Origin of the sequence: Mesorhizobium neociceri (genome assembly GCF_013520985.1) — a bacterium.
Classification (GTDB): domain Bacteria; phylum Pseudomonadota; class Alphaproteobacteria; order Rhizobiales; family Rhizobiaceae; genus Mesorhizobium; species Mesorhizobium neociceri.
Window position 1 is genome coordinate 136,485 of the sequence record NZ_JACDTY010000006.1, and the last position, 21,384, is coordinate 157,868.

25 protein-coding genes are annotated in these 21,384 nt (G+C 63.4%); 11 read left to right on the forward strand and 14 right to left on the reverse strand.

The genetic code is table 11. The annotated features are described in order from the left end of the window. Positions 1 to 6 precede the first annotated feature (6 nt). The 3 genes from H0241_RS14565 to H0241_RS14575 all read right to left on the reverse strand — a co-directional run bounded on the left by H0241_RS14565 (position 7) and on the right by H0241_RS14575 (position 3,173). The gene (locus H0241_RS14565; protein ID WP_181058361.1) at positions 7 to 573 is read right to left on the reverse strand and encodes a DUF6101 family protein; all 567 of its coding nucleotides are present in this window, start codon (positions 571 to 573) and stop codon (positions 7 to 9) included. Between the two features lie 185 nt (positions 574 to 758). Further along, on the reverse strand, positions 759 to 2,189 hold the full coding sequence (locus H0241_RS14570) for an FAD-binding oxidoreductase (protein WP_181058362.1): 1,431 nt from the start codon (positions 2,187 to 2,189) through the stop codon (positions 759 to 761). An 18-nt stretch (positions 2,190 to 2,207) separates the two neighbouring features. Further along, positions 2,208 to 3,173 (reverse strand): L-threonylcarbamoyladenylate synthase, encoded by a 966-nt coding sequence (locus H0241_RS14575; protein WP_328824690.1) that lies wholly within the window; start codon positions 3,171 to 3,173, stop codon positions 2,208 to 2,210. 161 nt (positions 3,174 to 3,334) lie between these two features. Between H0241_RS14575 and H0241_RS14580 the strand changes: the two genes are divergently transcribed. Further along, a complete protein-coding gene (locus H0241_RS14580) occupies positions 3,335 to 3,805 on the forward strand; it encodes a hypothetical protein (RefSeq protein ID WP_181058363.1) in 471 nt (156 codons plus the stop codon). A 145-nt stretch (positions 3,806 to 3,950) separates the two neighbouring features. Continuing rightward, the gene (locus tag H0241_RS14585) at positions 3,951 to 4,343 is read left to right on the forward strand and encodes a hypothetical protein (RefSeq protein WP_181058364.1); all 393 of its coding nucleotides are present in this window, start codon (positions 3,951 to 3,953) and stop codon (positions 4,341 to 4,343) included. 84 nt (positions 4,344 to 4,427) lie between these two features. Here H0241_RS14585 and H0241_RS14590 read toward each other — a convergent pair whose 3' ends face one another. Together H0241_RS14590 and glyS are read right to left on the reverse strand one after the other, a co-directional pair. Continuing rightward, positions 4,428 to 4,784: an ATPase (modular protein) gene (locus tag H0241_RS14590; RefSeq protein WP_181058365.1), complete on the reverse strand. Its 357-nt coding sequence runs from the start codon at positions 4,782 to 4,784 to the stop codon at positions 4,428 to 4,430. Between the two features lie 119 nt (positions 4,785 to 4,903). Continuing rightward, a complete protein-coding gene (gene glyS, locus H0241_RS14595; RefSeq protein ID WP_181058366.1) occupies positions 4,904 to 7,288 on the reverse strand; it encodes a glycine--tRNA ligase subunit beta in 2,385 nt (794 codons plus the stop codon). Positions 7,289 to 7,510: 222 nt separating this feature from the next. On the opposite strand from glyS, the gene H0241_RS14600 reads away from it, so the two are divergent. Further along, a complete protein-coding gene (locus H0241_RS14600) occupies positions 7,511 to 7,681 on the forward strand; it encodes a hypothetical protein (protein ID WP_181058367.1) in 171 nt (56 codons plus the stop codon). Here H0241_RS14600 and H0241_RS14605 read toward each other — a convergent pair. Together H0241_RS14605 and H0241_RS14610 are read right to left on the reverse strand one after the other, a co-directional pair. Beyond that, positions 7,678 to 8,355 carry a DUF4328 domain-containing protein gene (locus H0241_RS14605; RefSeq protein WP_181058368.1) on the reverse strand — a complete coding sequence of 226 codons (678 nt, stop codon included), beginning with the start codon at positions 8,353 to 8,355 and terminating at the stop codon, positions 7,678 to 7,680. The two genes, H0241_RS14600 and H0241_RS14605, sit on opposite strands and share 4 nt — an antisense overlap. Positions 8,356 to 8,432: 77 nt before the next feature. Next, complete coding sequence (locus H0241_RS14610) at positions 8,433 to 9,377, reverse strand: glycine--tRNA ligase subunit alpha (protein WP_181058369.1); 945 nt, start codon at positions 9,375 to 9,377, stop codon at positions 8,433 to 8,435. Between the two features lie 172 nt (positions 9,378 to 9,549). Between H0241_RS14610 and H0241_RS14615 the strand changes: the two genes are divergently transcribed. Then, a complete protein-coding gene (locus tag H0241_RS14615) occupies positions 9,550 to 10,011 on the forward strand; it encodes a GNAT family N-acetyltransferase (protein ID WP_181058370.1) in 462 nt (153 codons plus the stop codon). A 62-nt stretch (positions 10,012 to 10,073) separates the two neighbouring features. Here the strand turns inward: H0241_RS14615 and H0241_RS14620 are convergent, their stop codons facing one another. From H0241_RS14620 to H0241_RS14640, 5 genes are all read right to left on the reverse strand, one after another. Then, positions 10,074 to 11,852 carry a tetratricopeptide repeat protein gene (locus H0241_RS14620; protein WP_181058371.1) on the reverse strand — a complete coding sequence of 593 codons (1,779 nt, stop codon included), beginning with the start codon at positions 11,850 to 11,852 and terminating at the stop codon, positions 10,074 to 10,076. 192 nt (positions 11,853 to 12,044) lie between these two features. Beyond that, complete coding sequence (locus H0241_RS14625; RefSeq protein WP_181058372.1) at positions 12,045 to 12,461, reverse strand: DUF1284 domain-containing protein; 417 nt, start codon at positions 12,459 to 12,461, stop codon at positions 12,045 to 12,047. 6 nt (positions 12,462 to 12,467) lie between these two features. Further along, positions 12,468 to 13,067: a biotin transporter BioY gene (locus H0241_RS14630; protein WP_181058373.1), complete on the reverse strand. Its 600-nt coding sequence runs from the start codon at positions 13,065 to 13,067 to the stop codon at positions 12,468 to 12,470. Positions 13,068 to 13,218: 151 nt separating this feature from the next. Next, the gene (locus tag H0241_RS14635; RefSeq protein ID WP_181058374.1) at positions 13,219 to 13,887 is read right to left on the reverse strand and encodes a GntR family transcriptional regulator; all 669 of its coding nucleotides are present in this window, start codon (positions 13,885 to 13,887) and stop codon (positions 13,219 to 13,221) included. A 90-nt stretch (positions 13,888 to 13,977) separates the two neighbouring features. After that, a complete protein-coding gene (locus H0241_RS14640) occupies positions 13,978 to 14,994 on the reverse strand; it encodes a polyprenyl synthetase family protein (protein ID WP_181058521.1) in 1,017 nt (338 codons plus the stop codon). Between the two features lie 200 nt (positions 14,995 to 15,194). Here H0241_RS14640 and H0241_RS14645 point away from each other — a divergent pair, with 200 nt between their 5' ends. From H0241_RS14645 to H0241_RS14675, 7 genes are all read left to right on the forward strand, one after another. After that, on the forward strand, positions 15,195 to 15,419 hold the full coding sequence (locus H0241_RS14645) for a putative signal transducing protein (RefSeq protein WP_181058375.1): 225 nt from the start codon (positions 15,195 to 15,197) through the stop codon (positions 15,417 to 15,419). Continuing rightward, positions 15,419 to 16,216 (forward strand): tRNA1(Val) (adenine(37)-N6)-methyltransferase, encoded by a 798-nt coding sequence (locus tag H0241_RS14650; protein ID WP_181058376.1) that lies wholly within the window; start codon positions 15,419 to 15,421, stop codon positions 16,214 to 16,216. The genes H0241_RS14645 and H0241_RS14650 overlap by 1 nt, the downstream gene beginning before the upstream one ends. 166 nt (positions 16,217 to 16,382) lie before the next feature. Further along, positions 16,383 to 17,240 (forward strand): S49 family peptidase, encoded by an 858-nt coding sequence (locus H0241_RS14655; protein ID WP_181058377.1) that lies wholly within the window; start codon positions 16,383 to 16,385, stop codon positions 17,238 to 17,240. Positions 17,241 to 17,323: 83 nt separating this feature from the next. Beyond that, entirely contained in the window at positions 17,324 to 17,509 is a 186-nt protein-coding gene (locus H0241_RS14660; RefSeq protein ID WP_181058378.1) for a hypothetical protein, read from the forward strand. Between the two features lie 26 nt (positions 17,510 to 17,535). After that, the gene (locus tag H0241_RS14665; RefSeq protein WP_328824691.1) at positions 17,536 to 18,429 is read left to right on the forward strand and encodes a 4-(cytidine 5'-diphospho)-2-C-methyl-D-erythritol kinase; all 894 of its coding nucleotides are present in this window, start codon (positions 17,536 to 17,538) and stop codon (positions 18,427 to 18,429) included. Further along, positions 18,416 to 18,970 carry a molybdenum cofactor biosynthesis protein B gene (moaB, locus tag H0241_RS14670; protein ID WP_181058379.1) on the forward strand — a complete coding sequence of 185 codons (555 nt, stop codon included), beginning with the start codon at positions 18,416 to 18,418 and terminating at the stop codon, positions 18,968 to 18,970. Before H0241_RS14665 ends, moaB begins: the two co-directional genes overlap by 14 nt. Before the next feature lie 129 nt (positions 18,971 to 19,099). Then, a complete protein-coding gene (locus tag H0241_RS14675) occupies positions 19,100 to 19,534 on the forward strand; it encodes a GFA family protein (protein ID WP_181058380.1) in 435 nt (144 codons plus the stop codon). On the opposite strand, the gene H0241_RS14680 is transcribed toward H0241_RS14675, so the two are convergent. Together H0241_RS14680 and H0241_RS14685 are read right to left on the reverse strand one after the other, a co-directional pair. Beyond that, positions 19,524 to 20,498 carry a hypothetical protein gene (locus H0241_RS14680; RefSeq protein ID WP_181058381.1) on the reverse strand — a complete coding sequence of 325 codons (975 nt, stop codon included), beginning with the start codon at positions 20,496 to 20,498 and terminating at the stop codon, positions 19,524 to 19,526. The two genes, H0241_RS14675 and H0241_RS14680, sit on opposite strands and share 11 nt — an antisense overlap. Positions 20,499 to 20,745: 247 nt before the next feature. After that, complete coding sequence (locus H0241_RS14685) at positions 20,746 to 21,249, reverse strand: glycosyltransferase (protein ID WP_181058523.1); 504 nt, start codon at positions 21,247 to 21,249, stop codon at positions 20,746 to 20,748. Between the last annotated feature and the right edge of the window lie 135 nt (positions 21,250 to 21,384).

The window sequence follows — 21,384 nt, forward strand, 5'->3', positions numbered from 1 at the left end:
CTTTGGCTACTCTCTCGAAATGATCTCTTCGCCGTCGATGACCAGTCGCAGGCCGAGATCGCCGGCCCTGCGACGGGCGAGAAAGCGCGGACGGCGCGTGGTCGATACACGGCCCTTGCGGCGATCCTTGGCCGGCAGCGCTTTGATGGCGGCGCCCAGCGATTCTTCCAGCGTACGGGCAATGCCGTCGGATTCGATCAAAAGCATCTGCAGCCGGTAGGCGTCGGCCCAGGCGCGCCAGTCGGCGGCGACGTCGTCGAGATCGTCGGCCACCAGCAGCGGCACCGACAGCATCGGGTCGTTGTGCAGGAGTTCCAGGGTTACCGTGACATTGCCTTCCGGATCCTCCATCGCGCGGGCAGCGACGCCGCGAAACGCGTTGGCGGGCAGTGCGATGATCGCCGGCACGCCGCTCATCTCGAGCGTGCGGCGAATGACGGCGCCACGCTGGTCGATGGTGAAGGTTACGTCGCCATAGTCGTCGCGCGTGGCATAGGTGACCACTTGCGGCAGGCGGAATGGGTCCAGACGCATGTTGCGCCCAGCCCAGACGGGCTTCAGTACACTGTTCATCTACTGCCTTCCTGTGTTTCTCCTGAGAGCCGTTTTCACGGATCCCACCGGGCCAGTTTTCCCGGCCTCGTTATGCGAAACAGTAGCGCGGGCTCCTTACCGCTGCGCTTAAGAAAGTCAGTTAAATTTTGCTGATCTCAGGGGATGGTTATCGGAATAAGACCAGCCACAAGTTATTGAAAGGATCAGATAACCTTACCGGGATTCATGATGCCGGCCGGGTCGAAGGCCGCCTTCACACGGCGCATCAATTCGATCGCCATTGGCGGCGCGGTGGCGATCAGTTCGTCGCGCTTCAACTGGCCAATTCCATGCTCGGCCGAGATCGAGCCATGGAAGGAGCGCACGACATCGTGCACGGCATGGTTCATGGCGTGGTAGAGGCCGAGAAACGCTTCGTCGTCATCCTCCTCCGGCCGGGAGATGTTGTAGTGGAGATTGCCGTCGCCCATATGGCCGAAGCAGACGACACGCGCCTGCGGGCTGACCGAAGCGACAGCGCCGGCAGCCTTGGCGATGAAGGCCGGGATGGATGCCACCGGCACCGAAATGTCATGCTTGATCGAGGCGCCTTCGGGCTTTTGCGAATCCGGCAGCACCTCGCGGAAATTCCAGAAGGCATCGCCCTGCGCCAGGCTTGCGGCGATCACCGCGTCGCCCACAATGCCTTGCTCGAGACCTTCCGACAGCACCTCCTCGATCAGCCCCCTGGCGTCCTCGGCCGAGCGGCCTGACGAAACCTGCATCAGCACATACCAGGGCCAATCCTCGGCCAGCGGCCGGGTGACGCCCTGCGCATGGCGCAGCGTGAAATCATAAGGGCGCTGGCCGATCAGTTCGAAAGCGGTGAGTGCCGCCCCTGCCCGGTCCGTCGCCAGGCTGAACAGCGACAGGGCTGCCTCCGGCGACGACAGGCCGGCAAAAGCCACCTCGCGGCCCTTGGGCTTGGGAAACAGTTTCAGCACCGCCGCGGTGATGATGCCGAGCGTGCCTTCGGCGCCGACAAACAGGTTCTTCAGATCGTAGCCGGTGTTGTCCTTCTTCAATTTGCGCAGATCGTCGAACACCTCACCGGTCGGCAGCACCACTTCGACGCCGAGGCAGAGTTCGCGCGCATTGCCATAGGCAAGCACGCCCGTGCCGCCGGCATTGGAGGAGAGGTTGCCGCCGATCTGGCAGGATCCTTGCGCGGCAAGCGACAGCGGAAACAGCCGGTCGGCGGCGTCGGCGGCTTCCTGCAGCGTTTGCAGGATGACGCCGGCCTCGACGGTCACCGTGTTGGAGAAGACGTCGATCTCGCGGATGCGGTTCAGCCTCGACAGCGACAGCACGATCTCGCGACCGGAGACGTCGGGCACCTGCGCGCCGACCAGCCCCGTGTTGCCGCTTTGCGGCACGACGGGCGTTCCCGTCTCGCTCGCCAGCCGCATGATCTGGCTCACCTCGTCGACACTGCCGGGACGCAACACCAGCCCCGTCCTGCCGTGCCACAGCCCTCGCCGCTCGGTGAGGTAGGGCGCGATATCGGCCTGGTCGCGCAACGCATATTTGTCGCCGACGATTGCGGCGAAGCGGTCGATAAGGGCGGGGTCGAGATCGAATGGGGCGTCGTTCATGGGCAGAAACTATGGCGCTCAGTCGAGCTTGTCACGTGGGGCAGCGGCACGAAACAGCCGATCGTTGATCGCCTCGCCCAGCCCGTCGACCGGGATCGACTCGACGGCGATCGTTGCCGCACCGCTGCGGTCGAGTTCCTGCAGATAGGCGAAGAGATTGCTTGCCGCTTCGCGCAGGTCGCCTGACGCGGACAGGTTGCGCAAGGCGACGGCCGCTTGCCAGCCTTCCACGCGTTTGCCGCCAAAGGCCAGCAAGGCCTCGCCTTCGGCCACGCTTTGCGCATTGAGCCGCACCGATGCGCCGGGCGCATAGTGCGACGCAAGCATGCCTGGCGCCTCGATGCCGGCTGTCGCGCCGCGCTGCAATTTTGTGCCGATGACGGCCTCGATGTCGGCGGCGGCAATGCCGCCCGGCCTCAGCAGCCGCACTGTATCGCCTTCAACCTTGACGATGGTCGATTCCAGCCCGACCGGAGTGGCGCCGCCGTCGACCACAAGCCGGATTTTGGCGCCGAGATCGGCCGCCACGGCTTGCGCCGTCGTGGCGCTGATCTTGCCCGAAGAGTTAGCGCTGGGCGCGGCCAGCGGCCGGCCGAGTCTTGCGATCAGCTCACCGCCGAACCCCTTCGGCATGCGCAGCGCGATCGTATCCAGCCCGGCCGTGACCAGCGGATGGATGCCGTTGCCGGGTCGCAGCGCGAGCACCAGCGTCAGCGGTCCCGGCCAGAATGCCTCGGCCAGCCGCTTCGATAGCGGATCGAAGGTCGCAATGCGCTCGGCCATCGCCAGATCGGCGACATGGGCGATCAGCGGGTTGAAGCGCGGCCGGCCCTTGGCTTCGAAGATGCGGGCGACGCCAACGCCATTGGTGGCATCGCCGGCCAGTCCGTAGACGGTCTCCGTCGGAATGGCGACGACGTCGCCGCCCTCAAGCAGCGCCAGCGCCCGCTCCATCGCTTCGCCGACGGGTAGTATCTCAGCCACTTGCATCACCTCACAGGCGCCGGACCTAATACGGCAGCGATTTTCGGGCAAGTGCGGGCGTTGGTGAATTATCAATGCCTAAAATGCTATGTTTCCCTGCAAGCCGGCATCAATCCACTGGGGTTAAGGCTACCGGCTTGTTGGGTAAGGGGACGGTTGCGATGTCGATGCGTGTGCTTGCAGCGCTTGGTTTCACCCTGGCGGCAATGACCGGTGGGGCACAGGCCTCGTCGATCGTCTTTCTGGGCGTCTCGAAATCCACGCCATCGGTCATCAAGGTCGGCGAACCCGACCCGATGAAGGTCGCCTCGACGCCATCGATCGTGGCGGTCGGCGATGCCCAGCCCGACGTGACTTATGAAAAGGTTGCGGCAATTCCCGAGAAGCCCAGGCACGGCAACCAGAACCCGATGATCATTCGCGGCGGCATCATCGGCGGCGCCTTCGCCGCGCCGGCTCCTGCCAAGGCGAGCGCTGCAGCAGCGCCGGCAGAAGAAACGAAACCCACTGCCGGTACCGCCCCCGCCGGGACGGCGACTGCATCGAACGGCAAGCCCGAGTCGCAGCCGGCGGCGCCTAAGCCGGCGGCTACACCGCAGCAGCCGATCCAGGGCGTCGGCAAAGCCGAGTAGGCCATTTAGCCAAAACAGTCGGCCAGTCCATTCCGCTTGACGCCGATCGGCGCCACGGAGCACGATCGGCCTGTCGGCGGCGGCCCAATTTCGCCAACCGGTTTTGGCATGAGCGCGCCGGGTTTCAAGTGAGCAAGGGGGTATCATGAACAAGGCGAAATCATTGACTATTGCCGGCCTGTTGTTGGCGTCATTTCTGGGCGTCGGCAGCGCGCAGGCCGGTGACGATATGCTGGGGTCCTATGTCGCGCGCATTTCCGATCGCGACCACCATGCCAGCGACGGCTACGAGCTGAGCAGCGCGGCGCAGATGGTGCGGCAGGACCGCGCCAACTGGCACAAGTTCCACCGCCGCGATGCCGACGACCAGGGCGACGACTGGTTTAGCAGCAATGATGATCGGGCCTATCTGGAACGCACGCTGAAGCGCGGCGGCGCCATGAGTTCCTCGACACGGAACGCCATCGTCAATGGCGAGCCGCTGATCCAGGTCGACGTCTATTCAGACAGCGTGCATGTCAGCATCCTTGAGGACTGACAAAGTACGTTTCGGGAGGCCTGAAAGCAGGAAGGGCGGCGTGCGAACGCCGCCCTTCTCGTTTGATGTCAGTCGCCTGAAAGCTCAGGCCGCTTCTTCCTTGTCGTCATTCTCGCCGTCTTCGGACTCTTCTTTGTCGTCGTCCTCGTCGTCGGATTCTTCTTCGTCAGCGTCGCTGGCTTCGGCCTTCACGCTGTCGTCGTCTTCGTCCTCGTCGTCTTCTTCGTCCTCATCGTCGTCCGAAGAGGCGGTGGTTTCTTCGCCTTCTTCATCGCCCGATTCGTCGCTGTCTTCGTCATCGCCGTCCTCGTCATCTGACAGGTCGGCGGCCTCGACCGCCGTGGCGGCGGCATGGTCGAGAATGTTTTCGGAAGCGGATTCAAGCGCCTCGGGAGTGCCCGAGGTTTCTTCTGTCACTTCGATCTCGTGAGCGGAATTCATGGAAGCCTCCGTGGGGTTGGGAACATGTCCTTTTTGCCACGGAGAGATCATCGTCATATGACTGTAAGCCGGCTCGAAGGGCCGGCCGGGCAGAATTTTTTTGGCGCTTCGCTCGCCCTTTAGCCAGCTATTCTGGAGAAATCCGCGACCTGGTCGGTGGCCGCGCGGATGCGGGCGAGCAGCGCCAGACGGTTGGCGCGCACGGCCTGGTCTTCATCATTCACAAGAACGCGTTCAAAGAATGAATCAACGGGTTCACGCAATACGCTAAGCGCCAGCATGGCGGCGGAAAAGTCTTCGTTTTGAATCGCTTCGCCGGCTTGCTTCTCAGCCTGATTCACCGCCGCAAACAGTGATTTCTCTGCTTCCTCGCGAAACAGCGCCGGCTCAACAGTCTCGGCGATGGCCGTTTTCTTCTTCTCCTCGGCAGCCAGAATGTTGGCCGCGCGCTTGGTGCCGGCGAGCAGGTTCTTGCCGTCCTCGGTGTCGAGGAAGGAGCCGAGCGCTTCGACGCGTCGGACGATCTGCAGCAGGTCGTCGGACTGCGGCGTGATGACCGCATCGATGAGATCGTGGCGGGCGCCCTGATCGCGGAGGTAGACTTTCAGGCGGTCGTGGAAGAAGGCGAGAAGGTCATGCAGAATTTCGGATTCGTCCTCTTGTGGCACTTGGCGTTGTACGTACCGTTCGATGTGCTCCCGAACCTGCACGTCCAAGACATATCTACCAGCTGGTGCATTCACCGCTTGTGCAAACGTAGAGCGTGATAGATCAAACAGACTTATCGGAATCTTCGTTGAGAGAAACCGTGCAAGCTTTGCTGCGTTGTGGAGCCTAAGCAGTTGGACACAAAGCTCGACGAGCCGCGATCGCACTCCGTTCTCGATCAAAATTCGGATCACGCCGAGCGCCGCCCGCCGCAGCGCATAGGGATCCTTTGACCCTGTCGGCTTCTCGTCGATGGCCCAGAAGCCGACCAGCGTATCGATTTTGTCGGCAAGCGCGACGGCAATCGACACCGGATCGGTCGGCACGCGGTCGGACGGGCCTTGCGGCTTGTAGTGCTCCTCGATGGCTGCGGCCACGGACGGATGCTCGCCCTGTAGCAGTGCATATTTGCGCCCCATGGCGCCTTGCAGTTCCGGAAACTCACCCACTGCTTCGGTGGTCAGATCGGCCTTCGCCAGCACGGAGGCACGCCCGGCGCGCTCGCGCAGGTATTTCTGCTCGGTGTTGAGGTCGTCGGCCGACAGAAGCTTGCCGTCGAAGAATTTCGGCTGCTTCGACAAGGTATCGGCGATCTCTTCGGCCAGCCGCTTGATCCGCTCCACCCGCTCGCCTTGCGTGCCGAGTTTGGCATGGAAGGTGACGTTGAGATGGTCGAGTCGGGCCATGCGCTGGTCGAGCGGCTTTTTCAGATCGAGTCCGAACTTTTTTGCCGATTCCTCGAGCTGCTCCAGATCAGGCAGATCGCCCTGGTCGGTCCGCCAGAAATAGAGCGCATCCGACAGGCGCGCGCGCACCACCTTGCCGTTACCGTGCGCAATCTCCTTGCCGCCGTCCTTGGCCTCAATGTTGGCGGTGAGGATGAAGCGGTTAGAGAGGTTTTCGCCATCGCCCTGCGGCCGGGTGACGAAGCATTTCTGGTTGGCGCGGATGGTCAGCCGGACCACTTCAGGCGGAATGGCGAGAAAGGCCTGCTCGAACTCGCCCATCAGCACCACCGGCCATTCGACGAGGCCTGACACTTCTTCCAACAGTCCTTCGTCCTCGACCAGGTCGAGCCCGTTGGCGAAGGCGAGATTGCGGGCGTCAGCGAGGATGATCTCCTTGCGTCGGTCACCATCGAGCACGACCTTGGCCGCTTCCAACTTGGTCACGTAATCGTCGAAGCGGCGCACGGTGATTTCATCCGGCGCCATGAAACGATGGCCGTGGGTGACGTTGCCCGAGCGAATGCCGTCGATCTCGAAATCGACCACCACCGGCTCCTCGGTCTCCGGGCCGAAGGTGCACAGGATCGTCTGCAGCGGCCGCACCCAGCGCAGCGAACCGGGCTTGGCCGAAGCCGGCCCCCAGCGCATCGATGTCGGCCAGGGGAAGCCGCGGATGATGGCCGGAACCAGTTCGGCGATGATCGCCTCAGCCGCCCTGCCGGGCTTGGAGATGTGGGCGACGTAGAAATCGCCCTTCTTCGGGTCGGAATGGATATGCGCCTCGGCAACCGAGGCAAGGCCTGCCTTGCGTAGAAATCCGTGCACCGCCTGTTCCGGCGCCGTCGTCGACGGCCCCTTGATCTCCTCGTGGATGTCCTTCGAGCGCGCGGTCAGCCCCCTGATGTCGAGCGTGAGCCGCCGCGGCGTCCAGTATTCGCGCGCGGCGTCATAGGTCAGACCCGCCTCGACCAGACCGTCGGTCAGCATCTTCCTGAGATCGCCCGCCGCCTTGCGCTGCATGCGGGCCGGTATTTCCTCGGAGCGAAGTTCTAAGAGCAGGTCAGGCATGGATGGAGCTCGCGCGACAGTGGTCGGCGGGGCATAGCAACTCGGCTGGCCGCTGTCACCCTCTCCCCTGAGATCGTCGCTGCTGCCACCGATTTTCTAAAAATTTCAACGCGCTGTCGGGCTGCAACTAGGCCGCCCGTCCTTGGATCAAAGATTTCCATGAACCAAACGCAGCGCTGAAGCGACAAACGCTCAGGCAGGGAACCTATTGGCTGAACGACCATGAAAACGGCATCGAGACTTCTCCAGATACTCGCACTCAGCGCCTGTTTCGCCGCGCAGGCGCATGGCGCTTTCTCGATGCCGGGCGTGCGGCAGGCCTTGCGGACCATGGCCGGATCGAGCGGCCAGAGCACGCCTGACGTAATCTACACCGTTTCCCCGTCCGCCTAGGCGGGATCTGGCTGCTCCGAGGTCTTCTCCAGAGCTGCCGCCGGCTGCCGTCGCGAAATATCCTTGACGACCTCCAGAAAGGCCAGGCTCAAAAACACGCTGACGACATCGGAGGCCATCATCGCCAGACTTGCATTCTGCAGCTCCGGGATTTCCTCCGCTTTCATGGTCAGCCGAAATGCGATCCGGTCGAATATGTTGGAGGCGAGCCAGACGAACCACCAGATCGCCAATATGCCCGGCGCCTGCTCTGTCTTCCAGCTTTTCGATCCGCCGCTCGCCCGCCAGATCTCGGCCATCGCCTGATATGGCTTCCAGAGATTGGCGACCGGGACGAAGTACCAGCCGATCGCCCAATTGGGCGTGAACTCCATATCGGTGGCGCCGAGCGCCCTGGCGTTCTTGTTGGCCAGCCTTATCCAGGCAAGGATGCTTATCCCCGCCACCAGCCAGAGAGCGACCTGGATGATGCCGACAATCCTCTGCCTGTTGTCGCTCGAATCGGCGGCCGCCGAAACGTCGTAATCAAGGCTTCCAGTGCCGTTGCCGATGTCGACCAGAAGCTGGAACTCGAAATAGCCGGACACGACAGCGATGACATCGACCGCTATGAGGACCCACAAGATGCGGATCACCCAAGTGGTGCTTGCCGAAAAATCCCTAAAAATGCTCACGTCAGCCCGCTCCTCATCCGCGCCCTGCACACGCTAGACGCGCAAAGGCCGACGCTCAAGCAGTCAGCACCGATCGGTCAGGCCGCCAGACCACCGGCCTGGGTCATCAGGAACGCTTCGCCACAGGCTTTCGCCAGATTGCGCACGCGCAGGATGTAGCTCTGCCGCTCGGTGACGGAAATCACGCCGCGAGCGTCGAGCAGGTTGAAGACGTGGCTGGCCTTGATGCACTGGTCATAGGCCGGGAAGACCATGCGGTGCATCGGCAGATTGTCATTCGAGGCCGGAGCGCCGGCGGCGAGCAGCGCCTTGCATTCGGCCTCGGCGTCCTCGAAGTGCCGGAGCAGCATCACGGTGTTGGCATGTTCGAAATTGTGCCTGGAATATTCCTGCTCGGCCTGCAGGAAGACCTCGCCATAAGTCACTTTTTCATCGCCTTCGCGGCCGTTGAAGTTCAAGTCGTAGACATTGTCGACGCCCTGCACATACATGGCCAGCCGCTCCAGGCCGTAGGTCAGTTCTCCGGCCACCGGCGCGCATTCGATGCCGCAGACCTGCTGGAAATAGGTGAATTGCGAGACCTCCATGCCGTCGCACCAGCACTCCCAGCCAAGCCCCCAGGCCCCCAGCGTCGGGCTTGCCCAGTCGTCCTCGACGAAGCGGATATCGTGCAGCAGCGGATCGACGCCGATCGCCTTGAGCGAGCCGAGATAGAGCTCCTGCAGGTTCGGCGGGTTGGGCTTCAGGATCACCTGGTACTGATAATAATGCTGCAGCCGGTTGGGGTTCTCGCCATAGCGGCCGTCCTTGGGCCGGCGCGAGGGCTGGACATAGGCGGCGTTCCAGCCCCTGGGCCCGAGCGCGCGCAGCGTGGTCGCCGGATGAAAGGTGCCGGCGCCGACTTCCATGTCGTAGGGCTGCAGGATGACGCAACCATAGGCGGCCCAGTAATTGTGCAGGGTCAGGATCAGCCCCTGGAACGAGCGGCTGGGATGCATATGGGCTGGACTGTCTGACGTCACGGCGGCCTCGCAAAACGCGAAAAAGAAGACATTCCCTAGTTGCCGGGCCAGCAAGCGTCAAGGCAGGGCGGCACCTGGCCGGGAGGTTGAACGCTTTGGTAAAGGCTGGCCCATTGCCGGACGGTGCTGGCGGCCGTCTGCTGAGCTCAGTTCCATCGACAAAGGTTCAGCCATGTCCGGCCAGTCCATCGTGCGCCCCATCACCCGCCAGGATTACGAGCAATGGCTGCCGCTGTGGGACGGCTACAACGCCTTTTACGGCCGCTCGGCTGAAACGGCCCTGCCCGGCGACATCACCGCAATGACATGGTCGCGCTTCTTCGATGCCTATGAGCCGATGCATGCGCTGGTGGCCGAGAGCGAAGGCAAGCTTCTCGGCCTCGTCCATTATCTCTACCACCGCACCACCACGGCGATTTCGCCGAACTGCTATCTGCAGGACCTCTTCACCAATGAGGCATCGCGCGGCAAAGGCATCGGCCGGGCCCTGATCGAAGGCGTGTACGAACGCGCGAAAGCCGCCGGCTCGGGCCGCGTCTATTGGCTGACGCACGAGACCAACCATACGGCGATGAAGCTTTACGACAAGATCGGTGATCTCTCGGGGTTTGTCGTCTACCGAAAGCTGTTCTAATGCAGTTCTGAACGAAAACGGGGCTCCAAGGAGCCCCGCTTAAACGAGTATCAGCTGCCCAATCAGCCTTTCGGCGCAGGCGCCGGTGCGACCGGCTTGACCTTCGGAGTTTCCTGCGCGGTGTTGGATTCGATCGGCGGCAGGCCCTTCATCAGCTTCTGCTGCAAGATGGCAAGCACATCGGGATCGGGCTTCAGGTCGCGCGCCTGGTTCCACTGGAAGGTGGCTTCGAGCTTGCGGCCGACGCGCCAATAGGCATCGCCGAGATGGTCGTTGAGCACCGGATCTTCCGGCTTCAGCGACACGGCGCGCTCCATTTCGCGCACGGCGTCATCGAACCGGCCCATGCGGAAATAGGCCCAGCCCAGCGAATCGACGATATAGCCATCGCTCGGCCGGAGGTCGACGGCCTTCTGGATCATCGCCAGGCCTTCCTTGAGGTTCATGTTCATGTCGACCCAGGAATAGCCGAGATAGTTCAGCACCTGTGGCTGGTCGGGAAACAGTTCCAGCGCCTTGCGGAAATTCGGTTCGGCCCTCGGCCATTCCTTCAGCCGCTCATAGGCGATGCCGCGCTGATAATAGATGTTCCAGTTGGCATTGGTCGGCGTCTTCAGCACCTCGGCCGCCTTGTCGTAGAGGGTGGCGGCGGAACGGAAATCTTCCTTCGAGGCATAGACCCCGCCCAGCGCCAGATAGGCGCGCATGTCGTCGGGGTGGGCGTCGACGAAGGCCTTGAGATGGGCGATCGCCTCATCGTGACGGTTAAGATCGGCAAGGTTGAGGCCGAGCTGCAGGTCGGAAAGCTCCTTCAGCGGCGAGGAGGCCGGAATGCGGCGGTAGAGCGCAATGGCGCCTTCGCCGTCCTTCAGCTGCTCCGCAACGGCGGCGAGCTGCACCAAAGCGGCATCGCTGTCGGGCTTGAGCGCCAGCGCATATTGCAAATAGAGGCGCACGAACGGCTCGCCGCCGCCGCGATTGAGCGCGATGGCGAGGTCAAGCAGGATTTCGGAGGCGCCTTCCGACGGGCTGGAGACGAAGGGCTCGATCTTGTCGCCCTTGCTGATCCTGTCGCGAAGCGCCTGGATGTCCAGCTTGCCCGGCGCGAACGCCTCGGCCTTGTCGAGCACGTAGAGCGCCTTGTTCTTGTCGCCCTTGCGAGCCAGGAAAGACGCATAGGCCTGGGCGTTGCGCATCCAGGTCTCGGGCGCGGCACCGCCGGCGGTGATGTCGGTCAGGGTCGCGTCATAGAGCGCATCGGCCTTGTCCGACATGCCTGAGGCATCGGCGATCAACGCGCGGTGGAAGGACTTGAACAGGCCGAACCAGTCGGGGCCCTGCAGCTTGTCGATGGAGGCCATCGCCTCGGTGGCGTTGCCAGCGCCCTCTTGTGCCCAGCCCGACATGACGCCCGAAATCAACCGGTCGAGATCGGATTCGAGCGACAGCTTGAGCCAGTACTGCGCCTTGGTGAAATCCTTCTTGTGGAAGGAATCGACCGCCAGCGCCAGACGCGAGAAGCGCTCGACGTCGGGAACTTCCTTGAGCTTGTCGGCATAGACCAGCGATTCCTCGAAGCGCCCCTGCGCGATCAGCGACAGCATCAGGCTTTGCTGCAGCGAGGTATCGCCGGGATTGAAGGCCAGCGCCTGTTTGTAATAAGCGATGGCATTGTCGAGGTCGTTGTCGCCTTCAGCGATGCGGGCGGCGAGATAGGCGCCCGAGAAGGATGAGATCTTGACCGGGTCGGTCGATTCCTTGGCGTAGGCGGGCAGCGGAGAAATCGCCATCCCTGCCACAATTGCCAGCCCCGCGAGCCAGCGCGCACGTCCTTGCCGCATCGTATCCCTTTCAGCCAGACGCGACCCGCACACAGGCGGGACCGCCATAGACTCGATGTTTTCCGGACAAAGCATGGCCTTTTTGGGGTCAGGCTTCAATCCGGGCCGAATTCACAATCGGGTCACCCGATTAACAAACCATGGCGACGCACACACTGTCGGTTCGGGATAATAGCAGATCGGGGTTGGGAGCTACAGCCTGACATCGCGATATCCGCCTGCAGCGACAGTGGTGCACAGGCCGACCCACTCGCAACCCTGGCAGGCCTCACGCGTCACACCGGCTGAAAAGGCGGCGCGCAGGCCGGCAAGCGTTGCCGCGTCGAGGCTGAAGCGGACGCCGGCCTGGATCGGCCGGGCCAGCAGTTTGCCGACATCGCGTGCCGCCAGTTCGTCCCGGCCGGCCGCACTTTCGCGCAAACAATGCGGCTCGGCCTCGCCGAGCAGCGGCTGGCAGATATCGTCGGGGCCGGAGACAATCAGAATATCCTCGCCCCGGCCCAAACGTTCGGCGATCGTGTCGTAGTTGGCGACGAAGGCTGCGCTGTACCCTTTGCCGACATAGGTCAGCAAGCAAAGCAGATGATGGGAGCGCAGCCTGACGGTCATCGGTCTTTATGATGCCTTCCCGGCCGGTCCGGTCTTATTGCCGGAGAAGAGCTTGAGTGTCGCGGCGCCGAGCGCCGATTTCAGCAAGCCGCCGACGAGGAAGGGCAGGAAGCCGAAGGTGATGGCCTGTTCGAGGCCGATCATGACGGCGAGCCACGCCGTGCCGAGAACCAGGCAGGCGAGATTGCCGAGGACCATGGCGGCGAAGGCAAGCACGACCTTGTTGCCGTTCCAGCCGCGTTCGGCCAGCCAGCCGACAAGCGCGCCGGTGACGGGGAAGGCGAAGAGATAGCCGCCGGTCGGGCCGACGAAATGCGCTACGCCGGCAGCGCCCCCGGCCAGAACCGGAAAACCGACCGCGCCCTCGACCAGCCAGGCGGCGATGGTGATGGCGCCGAGCCGCCAGCCGTAGAGCGCGCCGATCAGGGTCACCGCGAAGGTTTGCATGGTCACGGGGACAGGCACCATCGGCACTTCGATATAGGATGACAGAGCCAGGAACAGCGTGCCGAGGACGACGGCTCCGACCTGCCAGCCAAGCGGGCGGGTCTGCAGGCGCAGCGGGCTGAAGGACGGCTTGGAGGGCGAAAAGGCGATGTCGGTCATGGCGGCTTCCCTGCTGGTTTCAAATTATAGATAATTTTGTTATTCGATCTATTATCGAATCCATATTTGCGCGGGGATGGCAACCCCTCACCCTGAAAAGGCTGGGATCCCATCCGAAATAGCGATGATCTTGGGGTCGCGTCTCGCGCGGCTAGCCGACGATGGCGAAGGCTTCGCGCATCTTGCCGGAGGCAGTCCTTACCGGTTTCTGGCCGATCCACTGCACGTGCCGGCCAAGCGTAGCCGCGGCCGATTCGGTGTTGCCTTGCCTAAGCGCGCTCAGGATCGCGCGATGGTCCTGGTCGGTGCGGATTTCCCATTCCGAGCGCCAGGCGGCGAACAGGAAGCGGGCGCTTGCCGCATGCAGATCGTCGATGGTGGCGATGAGCCGTGGCATGCCGCAGGGCGCCAGGATCAGCCGATGGAAAGTGCGGTTGGCCTCCTCCCAGGAGCGGACATCGCGGGATTTGTCGCCGGCCTTGGTGGCTTCTTCGGCACGGTCGAGAATGGCCGCTGTCAGGTGTGGCGCGGCATTGCGCAGCGCCAGAACTTCGAGCGCGGCCCGCATTTCGGCAACTTCCCTGACCTCGCCGAGGTCGAAAGCGGCGACGCGCACGCCGCGGCGCGGCTCGCCGATCGCCAGCCCTTGCGCCTCCAGACGCCGGAAGGCCTCGCGCACCGGGACATGGCTGGTCTGGAATTCCTCGGCGATGTGATCCTGCCGCAGCCGTGCGCCCGGTTCGATCGCGCCCGATATGATGCGGTCGGCCAGCACCTTGCTGATGCGCACGGCGATGGTGTCGTCTACGGTCTTTGCCATGTTTTATAGATAATTTGACGCGCAGCCCATTGTCGAGCGGTCATTGCCCGATTTTAAGGGCAAAATTTTCGGCGGCGCGCCAGGCGCTGGTCAGTTCACGCGGCTGATGCAGAAATCGATGACGTCGATCAGCGCCGATTTCTGCGGCGTCGCTTCCAGCGGCGCCAGCGCGTCGCGGGCGATCTCGCCGAAATGGCGGGCGCGGCCGATGGTGTCGGCGATGGCGCCGTGGCGGGTCATCAGGCCGATCGCCTTTTCCAATCCGGCATCGTCGGTGACATTGTCCTCGATGGCGCGCTTCCAGAAGGTGCGCTCGGCCTTGGTGCCGCGGCGATAGGCGAGGATGACGGGCAGCGTCACCTTGCCCTCGCGGAAATCGTCGCCGACATTCTTGCCCAGTTCCTGGCTGGAGCCGCCATAATCCAGCGCGTCATCGATGAGCTGGAAGGCAAGGCCGAGATTCATGCCGTAAGAGCGAAGCGCCGCGCGATCGTTGCGCGTCGCCAGCGCGATGACCGGCCCCACCTCGGCGGCGGCGGAAAACAGTGCCGCGGTCTTGGCCTTGATGACAGCGAAATGCTCATCCTCGGTGGTATCGAGGTTCTTGGCGGCGGCCAGCTGCATCACCTCGCCTTCGGCGATGATCGAAGCAGCGCTGGACAGGATGTCGAGCGCTTCCAGCGAGCCGACATCGACCATCATGCGAAAAGCCTGGCCGAGCAGGAAATCGCCGACCAGCACGCTTGCCTGGTTGCCCCAGATCATGCGGGCGGTCTTCTTGCCGCGGCGCATGCCGCTCTCGTCGACGACGTCGTCATGGAGCAGCGTGGCGGTGTGCATGAATTCGACCGAGGTGGCGAGCTTGACGTGGCCCTCGCCGGAATAGCCGAACATCTGGGCGGCGGCGAGCGTCAGCATCGGACGCAGCCTCTTGCCGCCCGACGAGATCAGATGGTTGGCCACCTCCGGGATCATCTCGACGTCGGAGCCGGCCTTGGACAGGATCAACTCGTTGACGCGCCCCATATCGGCTGCCGTCAGGTCGATGAGATCCTTGATGGAGGCGGGTTCCCGCTTCCCGTTTTCGATGTTGAGAACGACACCCACCAACAAACACTCCCGTCTTTGATCACGCGTGCGACGGCACCCTGGTCCCGGTACAGACTCTAGGGCGGCACATACGGGCACGGCAAGAGGCGAATTGGCGCGGCTGCGGTGACGGCGTGTCAACCCTTGGAGCCGCTTCACACGTTTCGGCATCATGCTCCAGCGTTTACATCAACGGCGCAACCTGCGAACTTCGTCCGATGATAGAACTCATCCGCACCAACGATGCCGTGATCATTTCCTTTGTCGAATCGCTGATGCGCGATGCCGGCATCGTCTTTTTCGTCGCCGATCAGAATATGAGCATACTTGACGGCTCGGTCGGCATCCTGCCGCGGCGCGTCATGGTCGACGCCGACCAGGCTGATCAGGCGCGGCGCATACTGACCGACGCCGGCATCGCCAACGAAATCCGCCGGAAATAATGGCCGCGCCCGGCGCCGCCTCCGTCACGGACACGCCGGCCCACACGGTCGATGCCTTCCATCGCGGCCGCTTCTGGCTGGTGCAGCCGAGGACCGGCCATCGCGCCGGCATGGACGCCATGATGCTGGCAGCAGCCGTACCGTCAACCTTTGCCGGGCGGCTGGCCGATTTCGGCGCCGGCGCGGGTGCGGCGGGCCTTGCAGTGCTGTCGCGCTGTCCGGCGGCCGAGGTCGTGCTTGTCGAACGTTCGACCGAGATGGCGGGCTTCGCCGCAACCACGCTCGCCCATCCCGGCAATGCGCATCTCGGCAACCGCGCCTCGGTCCTTGCCGCTGACGTCACACTGTCGGGCCGGTCGCGTGGCGAAGCTGGGCTTGCCGACAATTCCTTCGATTTCGTCATCATGAACCCGCCCTTCAACGCTGCAGAGGACCGCGCCACACCCGATCCGCTGCGCCGGCAGGCGCATGTGATGGAAGAGGGGCTGTTCGAAAGCTGGATCCGAAGTGCGGCCGCCGTGGCAAAGCCGCGTGGTGGCCTGGCCGTCATCGCGCGGCCGGAACAGCTTGGCGATCTTCTCGGGGCCATGTCAGGCCGCTTCGGCGACGCCGAGATGCTGGCCGTCCATCCACGCCCGGAAGCAGCCGCGATCCGCATTGTGGTCAGGGCAGCACTCGGCGCACGTGGAAAACTGTCGATCCGCCCGCCACTGATGCTGCACGCCGAGACCGGCGACGGCCCGTCGGAACGCACCGAGATGATCAACAACGGACTGGCATCGCTGTTCGGCGATTGATTTTGTGCTGAGCATACCCGTTGTTGCGACATGCATTCGCCCCAAAACCGCGGCATTGCCGTTGGCCAGCAAATCCCTACATGCCCAGAGCAAGATCCGCGCCGCCCGAGGAATTTCTTCCAAAACTGATCTATCTTGCTCTTTTGCCACTGGAGACAGCCACCTCGTGAAACGACTTTTCAACCGCCTGCTGCCGAAATCCTGGCGCTCCAGCATCGTCACTATTCCCGTCATCAGGCTGCACGGCACCATCATGGCCGGCGGGGGCCAGTTCCGGCCGACCCTGTCGCTCGCCTCCACCGCCGCCCTCATCGAAAAGGCATTCCTGTTCGACGCGCCCGCCGTCGCCATCTCCATCAATTCGCCGGGCGGTTCGCCGGTGCAGTCGCGGCTGATCTTCAAGCGCATCCGCGATCTCGCGGTCGAGAAGAACAAAAAAGTGCTGGTCTTCGTCGAGGATGTGGCGGCCTCGGGCGGCTACATGATCGCGGTTGCCGGCGACGAGATCTTTGCCGATCCGTCTTCCATCGTCGGTTCGATCGGTGTCGTGTCGGCCTCATTCGGTTTTCCCGAACTGATGAAGAAGATTGGCGTCGAGCGGCGCGTCCACACCGCCGGCCAGAACAAGGCGGTGCTCGACCCGTTCAAGCCGGAGAAAAAGGAAGACGTCGAGCGGCTGAAGGCGCTGCAACTTGAGGTGCACGAGACCTTTATCGACCTGGTCAAGGAGCGCCGCGGCACCAAACTGAAGGACGATCCGGACCTGTTCACCGGCCTGTTCTGGACCGGCAAGAAGGGACTGGAGCTTGGCCTCGTCGATGCTTTGAGCGACATGCGCACGGTGCTGAAGACCCGCTTTGGCGCGAAAACCCAGCTCAGGCTGGTCACCGCGCCGCGTGGCCTTTTCGGCCGCATCGGCTTGTTCGGCTCAAGCTTTTCAGCGCCGGACATCGCTGCTGCCGCCGCCAGCGGCGTGATCGATGCGGCGGAAGAGCGCGCATTGTGGTCGCGCTTCGGGCTTTGAAAACGCGGGGAAAGCGTCTAGCATAATCGCCGACTAACCCGACCCGGCCGCCTTTGCCGCCTTGCGAGGGAGGAGTTTTGAGAATGCCACAGATCATTTTCTTCGCAGTCGTCGGCGCCGCCGCGTATTTCGGCTACCGCACCTTCGTCCGTGAGGCCGAACGCGTGACCGCCAAGGTGCGGCGCACCGAAAAGCAGGCGGCCAACGGCGCCAACGGCACGCTGGTCAAGGATCCGAAGACCGGCGAATACCGCCTGGCCAAGGACTGAACATCATCCCGCTTGCAGCTGACACAGTGGATGTCTCGGCACGGACGCGGCTGGCACCCGCCAAGATAAATCTGGCGCTGCATGTCACCGGCAGGCGCGCCGATGGCTATCATTTGCTTGAAAGTCTCGCCGTCTTCACCCGCTTCGGCGACAGGGTCGAGATCGAGCCCGCCGAGGTCGACCGTCTCTCCGTATCGGGCCGCTATGCCTCTTCTGTGCCTATCGACGACAGCAATCTGGCGGTGAAGGCGCGCGAGGCGCTGCGCAGCCAGGCAGGCCAGCAGAGCACGCCTCCGGTTGCCATCCGACTGGAGAAGAACCTGCCGGTCGCCTCCGGCGTCGGCGGCGGTTCGAGCGACGCGGCGGCGGTTTTGCACGGTCTCGTCCGGACCTGGGGGCTCGACATCGGCGAGGCCGAACTGGCGCGGATCGGTCTCACGCTCGGCGCCGACGTTCCGATGTGTTTTTCGGCAAAACCACTGGTCGCGCGCGGTGTCGGGGACGAGCTGTCGCTGGTGCCGGATTTTCCCGCGCTGGCGCTCGTCCTGGTCAATCCCGGCGTCGCCGTCTCGACACCCGAGGTATTCAACACACTTGAGAAACGCGACAATGACGGGTTGCCGCCCTTGCCCCGCGCATTTGACTTCCACAGCGTCCGCAACTGGCTGGAGATCACCCGCAACGATCTCGAGGCCCCGGCGCAGGCGATACAGCCGCCCATCGGCAGAGCGCTTTCGCTGCTGAACAGGGCCGGATCAGGATTTTCACGCATGTCCGGCTCCGGCGCGACATGCTTCGGGCTGTTCGAAACCGGCAATGTCGCCAAGCGTGCCGCCGCCGAGATTCGAAGCCGCGAACCGGACTGGTTTGTCGCGGCGACGCGCAGCATCGCGTCGGAGGGAGCCGATGGCCAAAATTGACGAGAGCCGCCCCTTCATCCCGGTGCGCATCGCGGTGCTGACGGTTTCCGATACGCGCAGCCTTGCCGATGACAAATCCGGCCAGACGCTGGCCGACCGCATAACCGAGGCCGGCCATGTGTTGGCCGCCCGCGACATCGTCACCGACGATCGCGAGAAAATCCGCGATACGGTTCTGGCGTGGTCGCAGGACAAAAATATCGATGTCGTCATCACCACCGGCGGCACCGGTTTTACCGGCCGCGACGTGACGCCGGAGGCGCTGGAGCCGATCTTCGAAAAGCGCATGGACGGCTTCTCCGAAGTGTTCCACCGCATTTCCTACGACAAGATCGGCACCTCGACGGTGCAGAGCCGTGCCACCGGCGGCGTCGTCAACGCCACCTTCGTCTTCGTGCTGCCGGGCTCGCCCGGCGCCTGCAAGGATGCCTGGGACGGCATTTTGAAGCCGCAGCTCGACTACCGCCACATGCCCTGCAACTTCGTCGAGATCATGCCACGCCTGGACGAGCATTTGCGGCGCAGCAAGGCCGGTTCATAAACCAAGGCAAAGTGCCGGCCGCGCGCCGCCTTTGTCAGGCAGAATGACGCTTGGACCTTCGAAGGATCATTTGCTGCAGGCTGCCAGGCGGGTAATCTGCCGCCAAGGTGCTTGGGACGGAAAGATGCCATGAGTGAGTACCGCGGCGGTTGCCATTGCGGCAACATTCACCTGACGTTTGAAACCGGGATCGAGCCGTCAGAGATGGAGATCCGCGCCTGCCAATGCGCGTTCTGCGTCCGGCATGGCTCGCGTGCTGCCGCCGATCCGCTCGGGCTGTTGATCGTCACGGTCGAGGACGAAGCCTGCTTGCACCGATACCGGTTCGGATTGCGCACCGCCGACTATCTCATCTGCCGGGACTGCGGTGTCTATGTCGCGGCCGTCACCACCGATGGCGGCGACCCCAGGGCGATCGTCATCGTCAATGCGCTGGACGACCGGCTGCGGTTCAGCCGCGAGCCGGTCCCAATGGACTACGATGCCGAGAGCCGCGACGGCCGCATGGCCCGGCGACAGGCGCGCTGGATGCCGGTGGAGATCCGCTCCGCCGTCAGCGGATAACCGGTTCGCCGTGGAAGCGGCGGCGAGACGGGGGCGACACGCCGAAGCCGACCTCCATCATAAGCCGCGGCGTGCGCGACGGCACGGTGCCCATGTGGAAGCCGAACGGGTCCTCGACGAAACCGAGACCGGCCTCGCCGGTCAGCGTAACCGGACTGTCGTCGCCATAGACCTTGAGCACGTCTTCGGCCGGATGGCCGACCAGCAGCGTCAGCTGGTGCCTGAGGCTGCGCCTGTTGTGGCTGCCTTTGACATAGACATGCGGGCCGGTGCCGGCATCGCAGGGCTTCAAATAGAAGAAGAATTTCAGCATGCGCCAGTCGTCGAGATCGAAATGGTACTTGCCGAGCGAGGCGAGGTTCCTGTCGGCGTCGGAAGCCTCGCCGGTCGGAAAGCTCCACCAGACACGTGTGGTGATCAGCTTTGCCTGCCCGCCCAGATAGTTCTGGGCGATGTCGAGCAACAGCGGATCATTCTGGATGGCGAGCGCGGCCCTGCAGCCGAGGATGCGCTCGAAATAATGGCCGCTGAGCAAGGAGCGGCCGAACCGCTTCTCGGCTTCTGCGTGTTCCCCGGGCATGAATTCGAGCCGGCGATCGAAATTGCCGAAGCATGGCGCGCTCTGCGCGAAGCTGGCGATCTCCTCATGGATCGCCTTCGGCAGCACCAGTCCGGAGAACAACCCGTCGGTGCGCAGCGTTTCGACGATCGACTTGAGCTCGACGCTCCTGAACATCGTAGCTCCGGCACTTTGCGCCGGGCGCGCGGCTTTGGCGCCCAGCCAGTGCAGCTTGCGCGCCGGCATGGTGCGGGCAAGCATGAACATCGGCAGCCAGGCCGGGTTCTCGCGCAGGTCGGACAGATAGGTCGGTATCCGCGCGGCAATGCGGCGCAACAGGCTACCGTTGCGGGCAATGGCTTCCAGGCTGGCAGCGCCGGATTTGTCAGGGGTCAAAAGGTTCATTGGGGTCCTCAGGTATGAACGGCAGCGGACGAAACGTCGATTTCCACCGCTCCCGCATTACCCAGACCCGATATCCCGCATCAATGAGATGCTAATCCCGCGTCAGTTTTTGTGCAATGCACAATAAGCTTTCGCGGTGAAAAAGAGGACGATCCTATGCAGCGTGCCAATGCTTGGAAACGTCAGCGCCGCCCCTCATCCGCCTGCCGGCACCTTCTCCCCGTAGAACGGGGAGAAGGGAGAAACATCACTTCTTCGGCGCCACCCAGATTTCGGCATCCAGTCGCCTGGAGGCAAGGCCGCGCGCAAGGGCTTCGGCGCTGTGCGCGTTCTTCGACAGGGCGGCGGCCTGGCGCTTGCTGATGACCAGCCCTTCGGCCAGCGCCCGGTTTCCCTGGAGCACCCGCGCCAGGAACGGCGTGCGGCTGCCGCGCGCACGGGAAAAGCGCGCCGGCATGGTTTGCCGCGCCGTGTGGGCGACAACCTCGTCGATCCAGCCTTCCGAAAGTCGCGCGCCGGGTTCCAGAAACAGCAGCCAGTCGCCTTTCGCCTGCCTGATCCCTGCGGCAATGCCGCCGGCGACAAAGTGGCAGCCGGCGTGATCGGCGACACGATGCGTCTGGTCGGTCGAGCCGGTGTCGCAGACGATGACGTCGCGCACCACGCCCTCGACCGCGCCGCCGATAAGCGAGGCGAGCGTGCGGGCAAGGCCCTCTTCGTCATCACGGGTTTCGATGAGAACGCTGAGCATTTCAGCCGAATAGCGGAAAGCCTCACGAAGCGCCAGTTTTGCATCGCACGGCAAAAAAGTTCTTGCTTTGTTCTCATCGGCAAAATAGGATTATTTTCATGAACAGACCGATTCGACAGCCGGCCGACAGTCCTT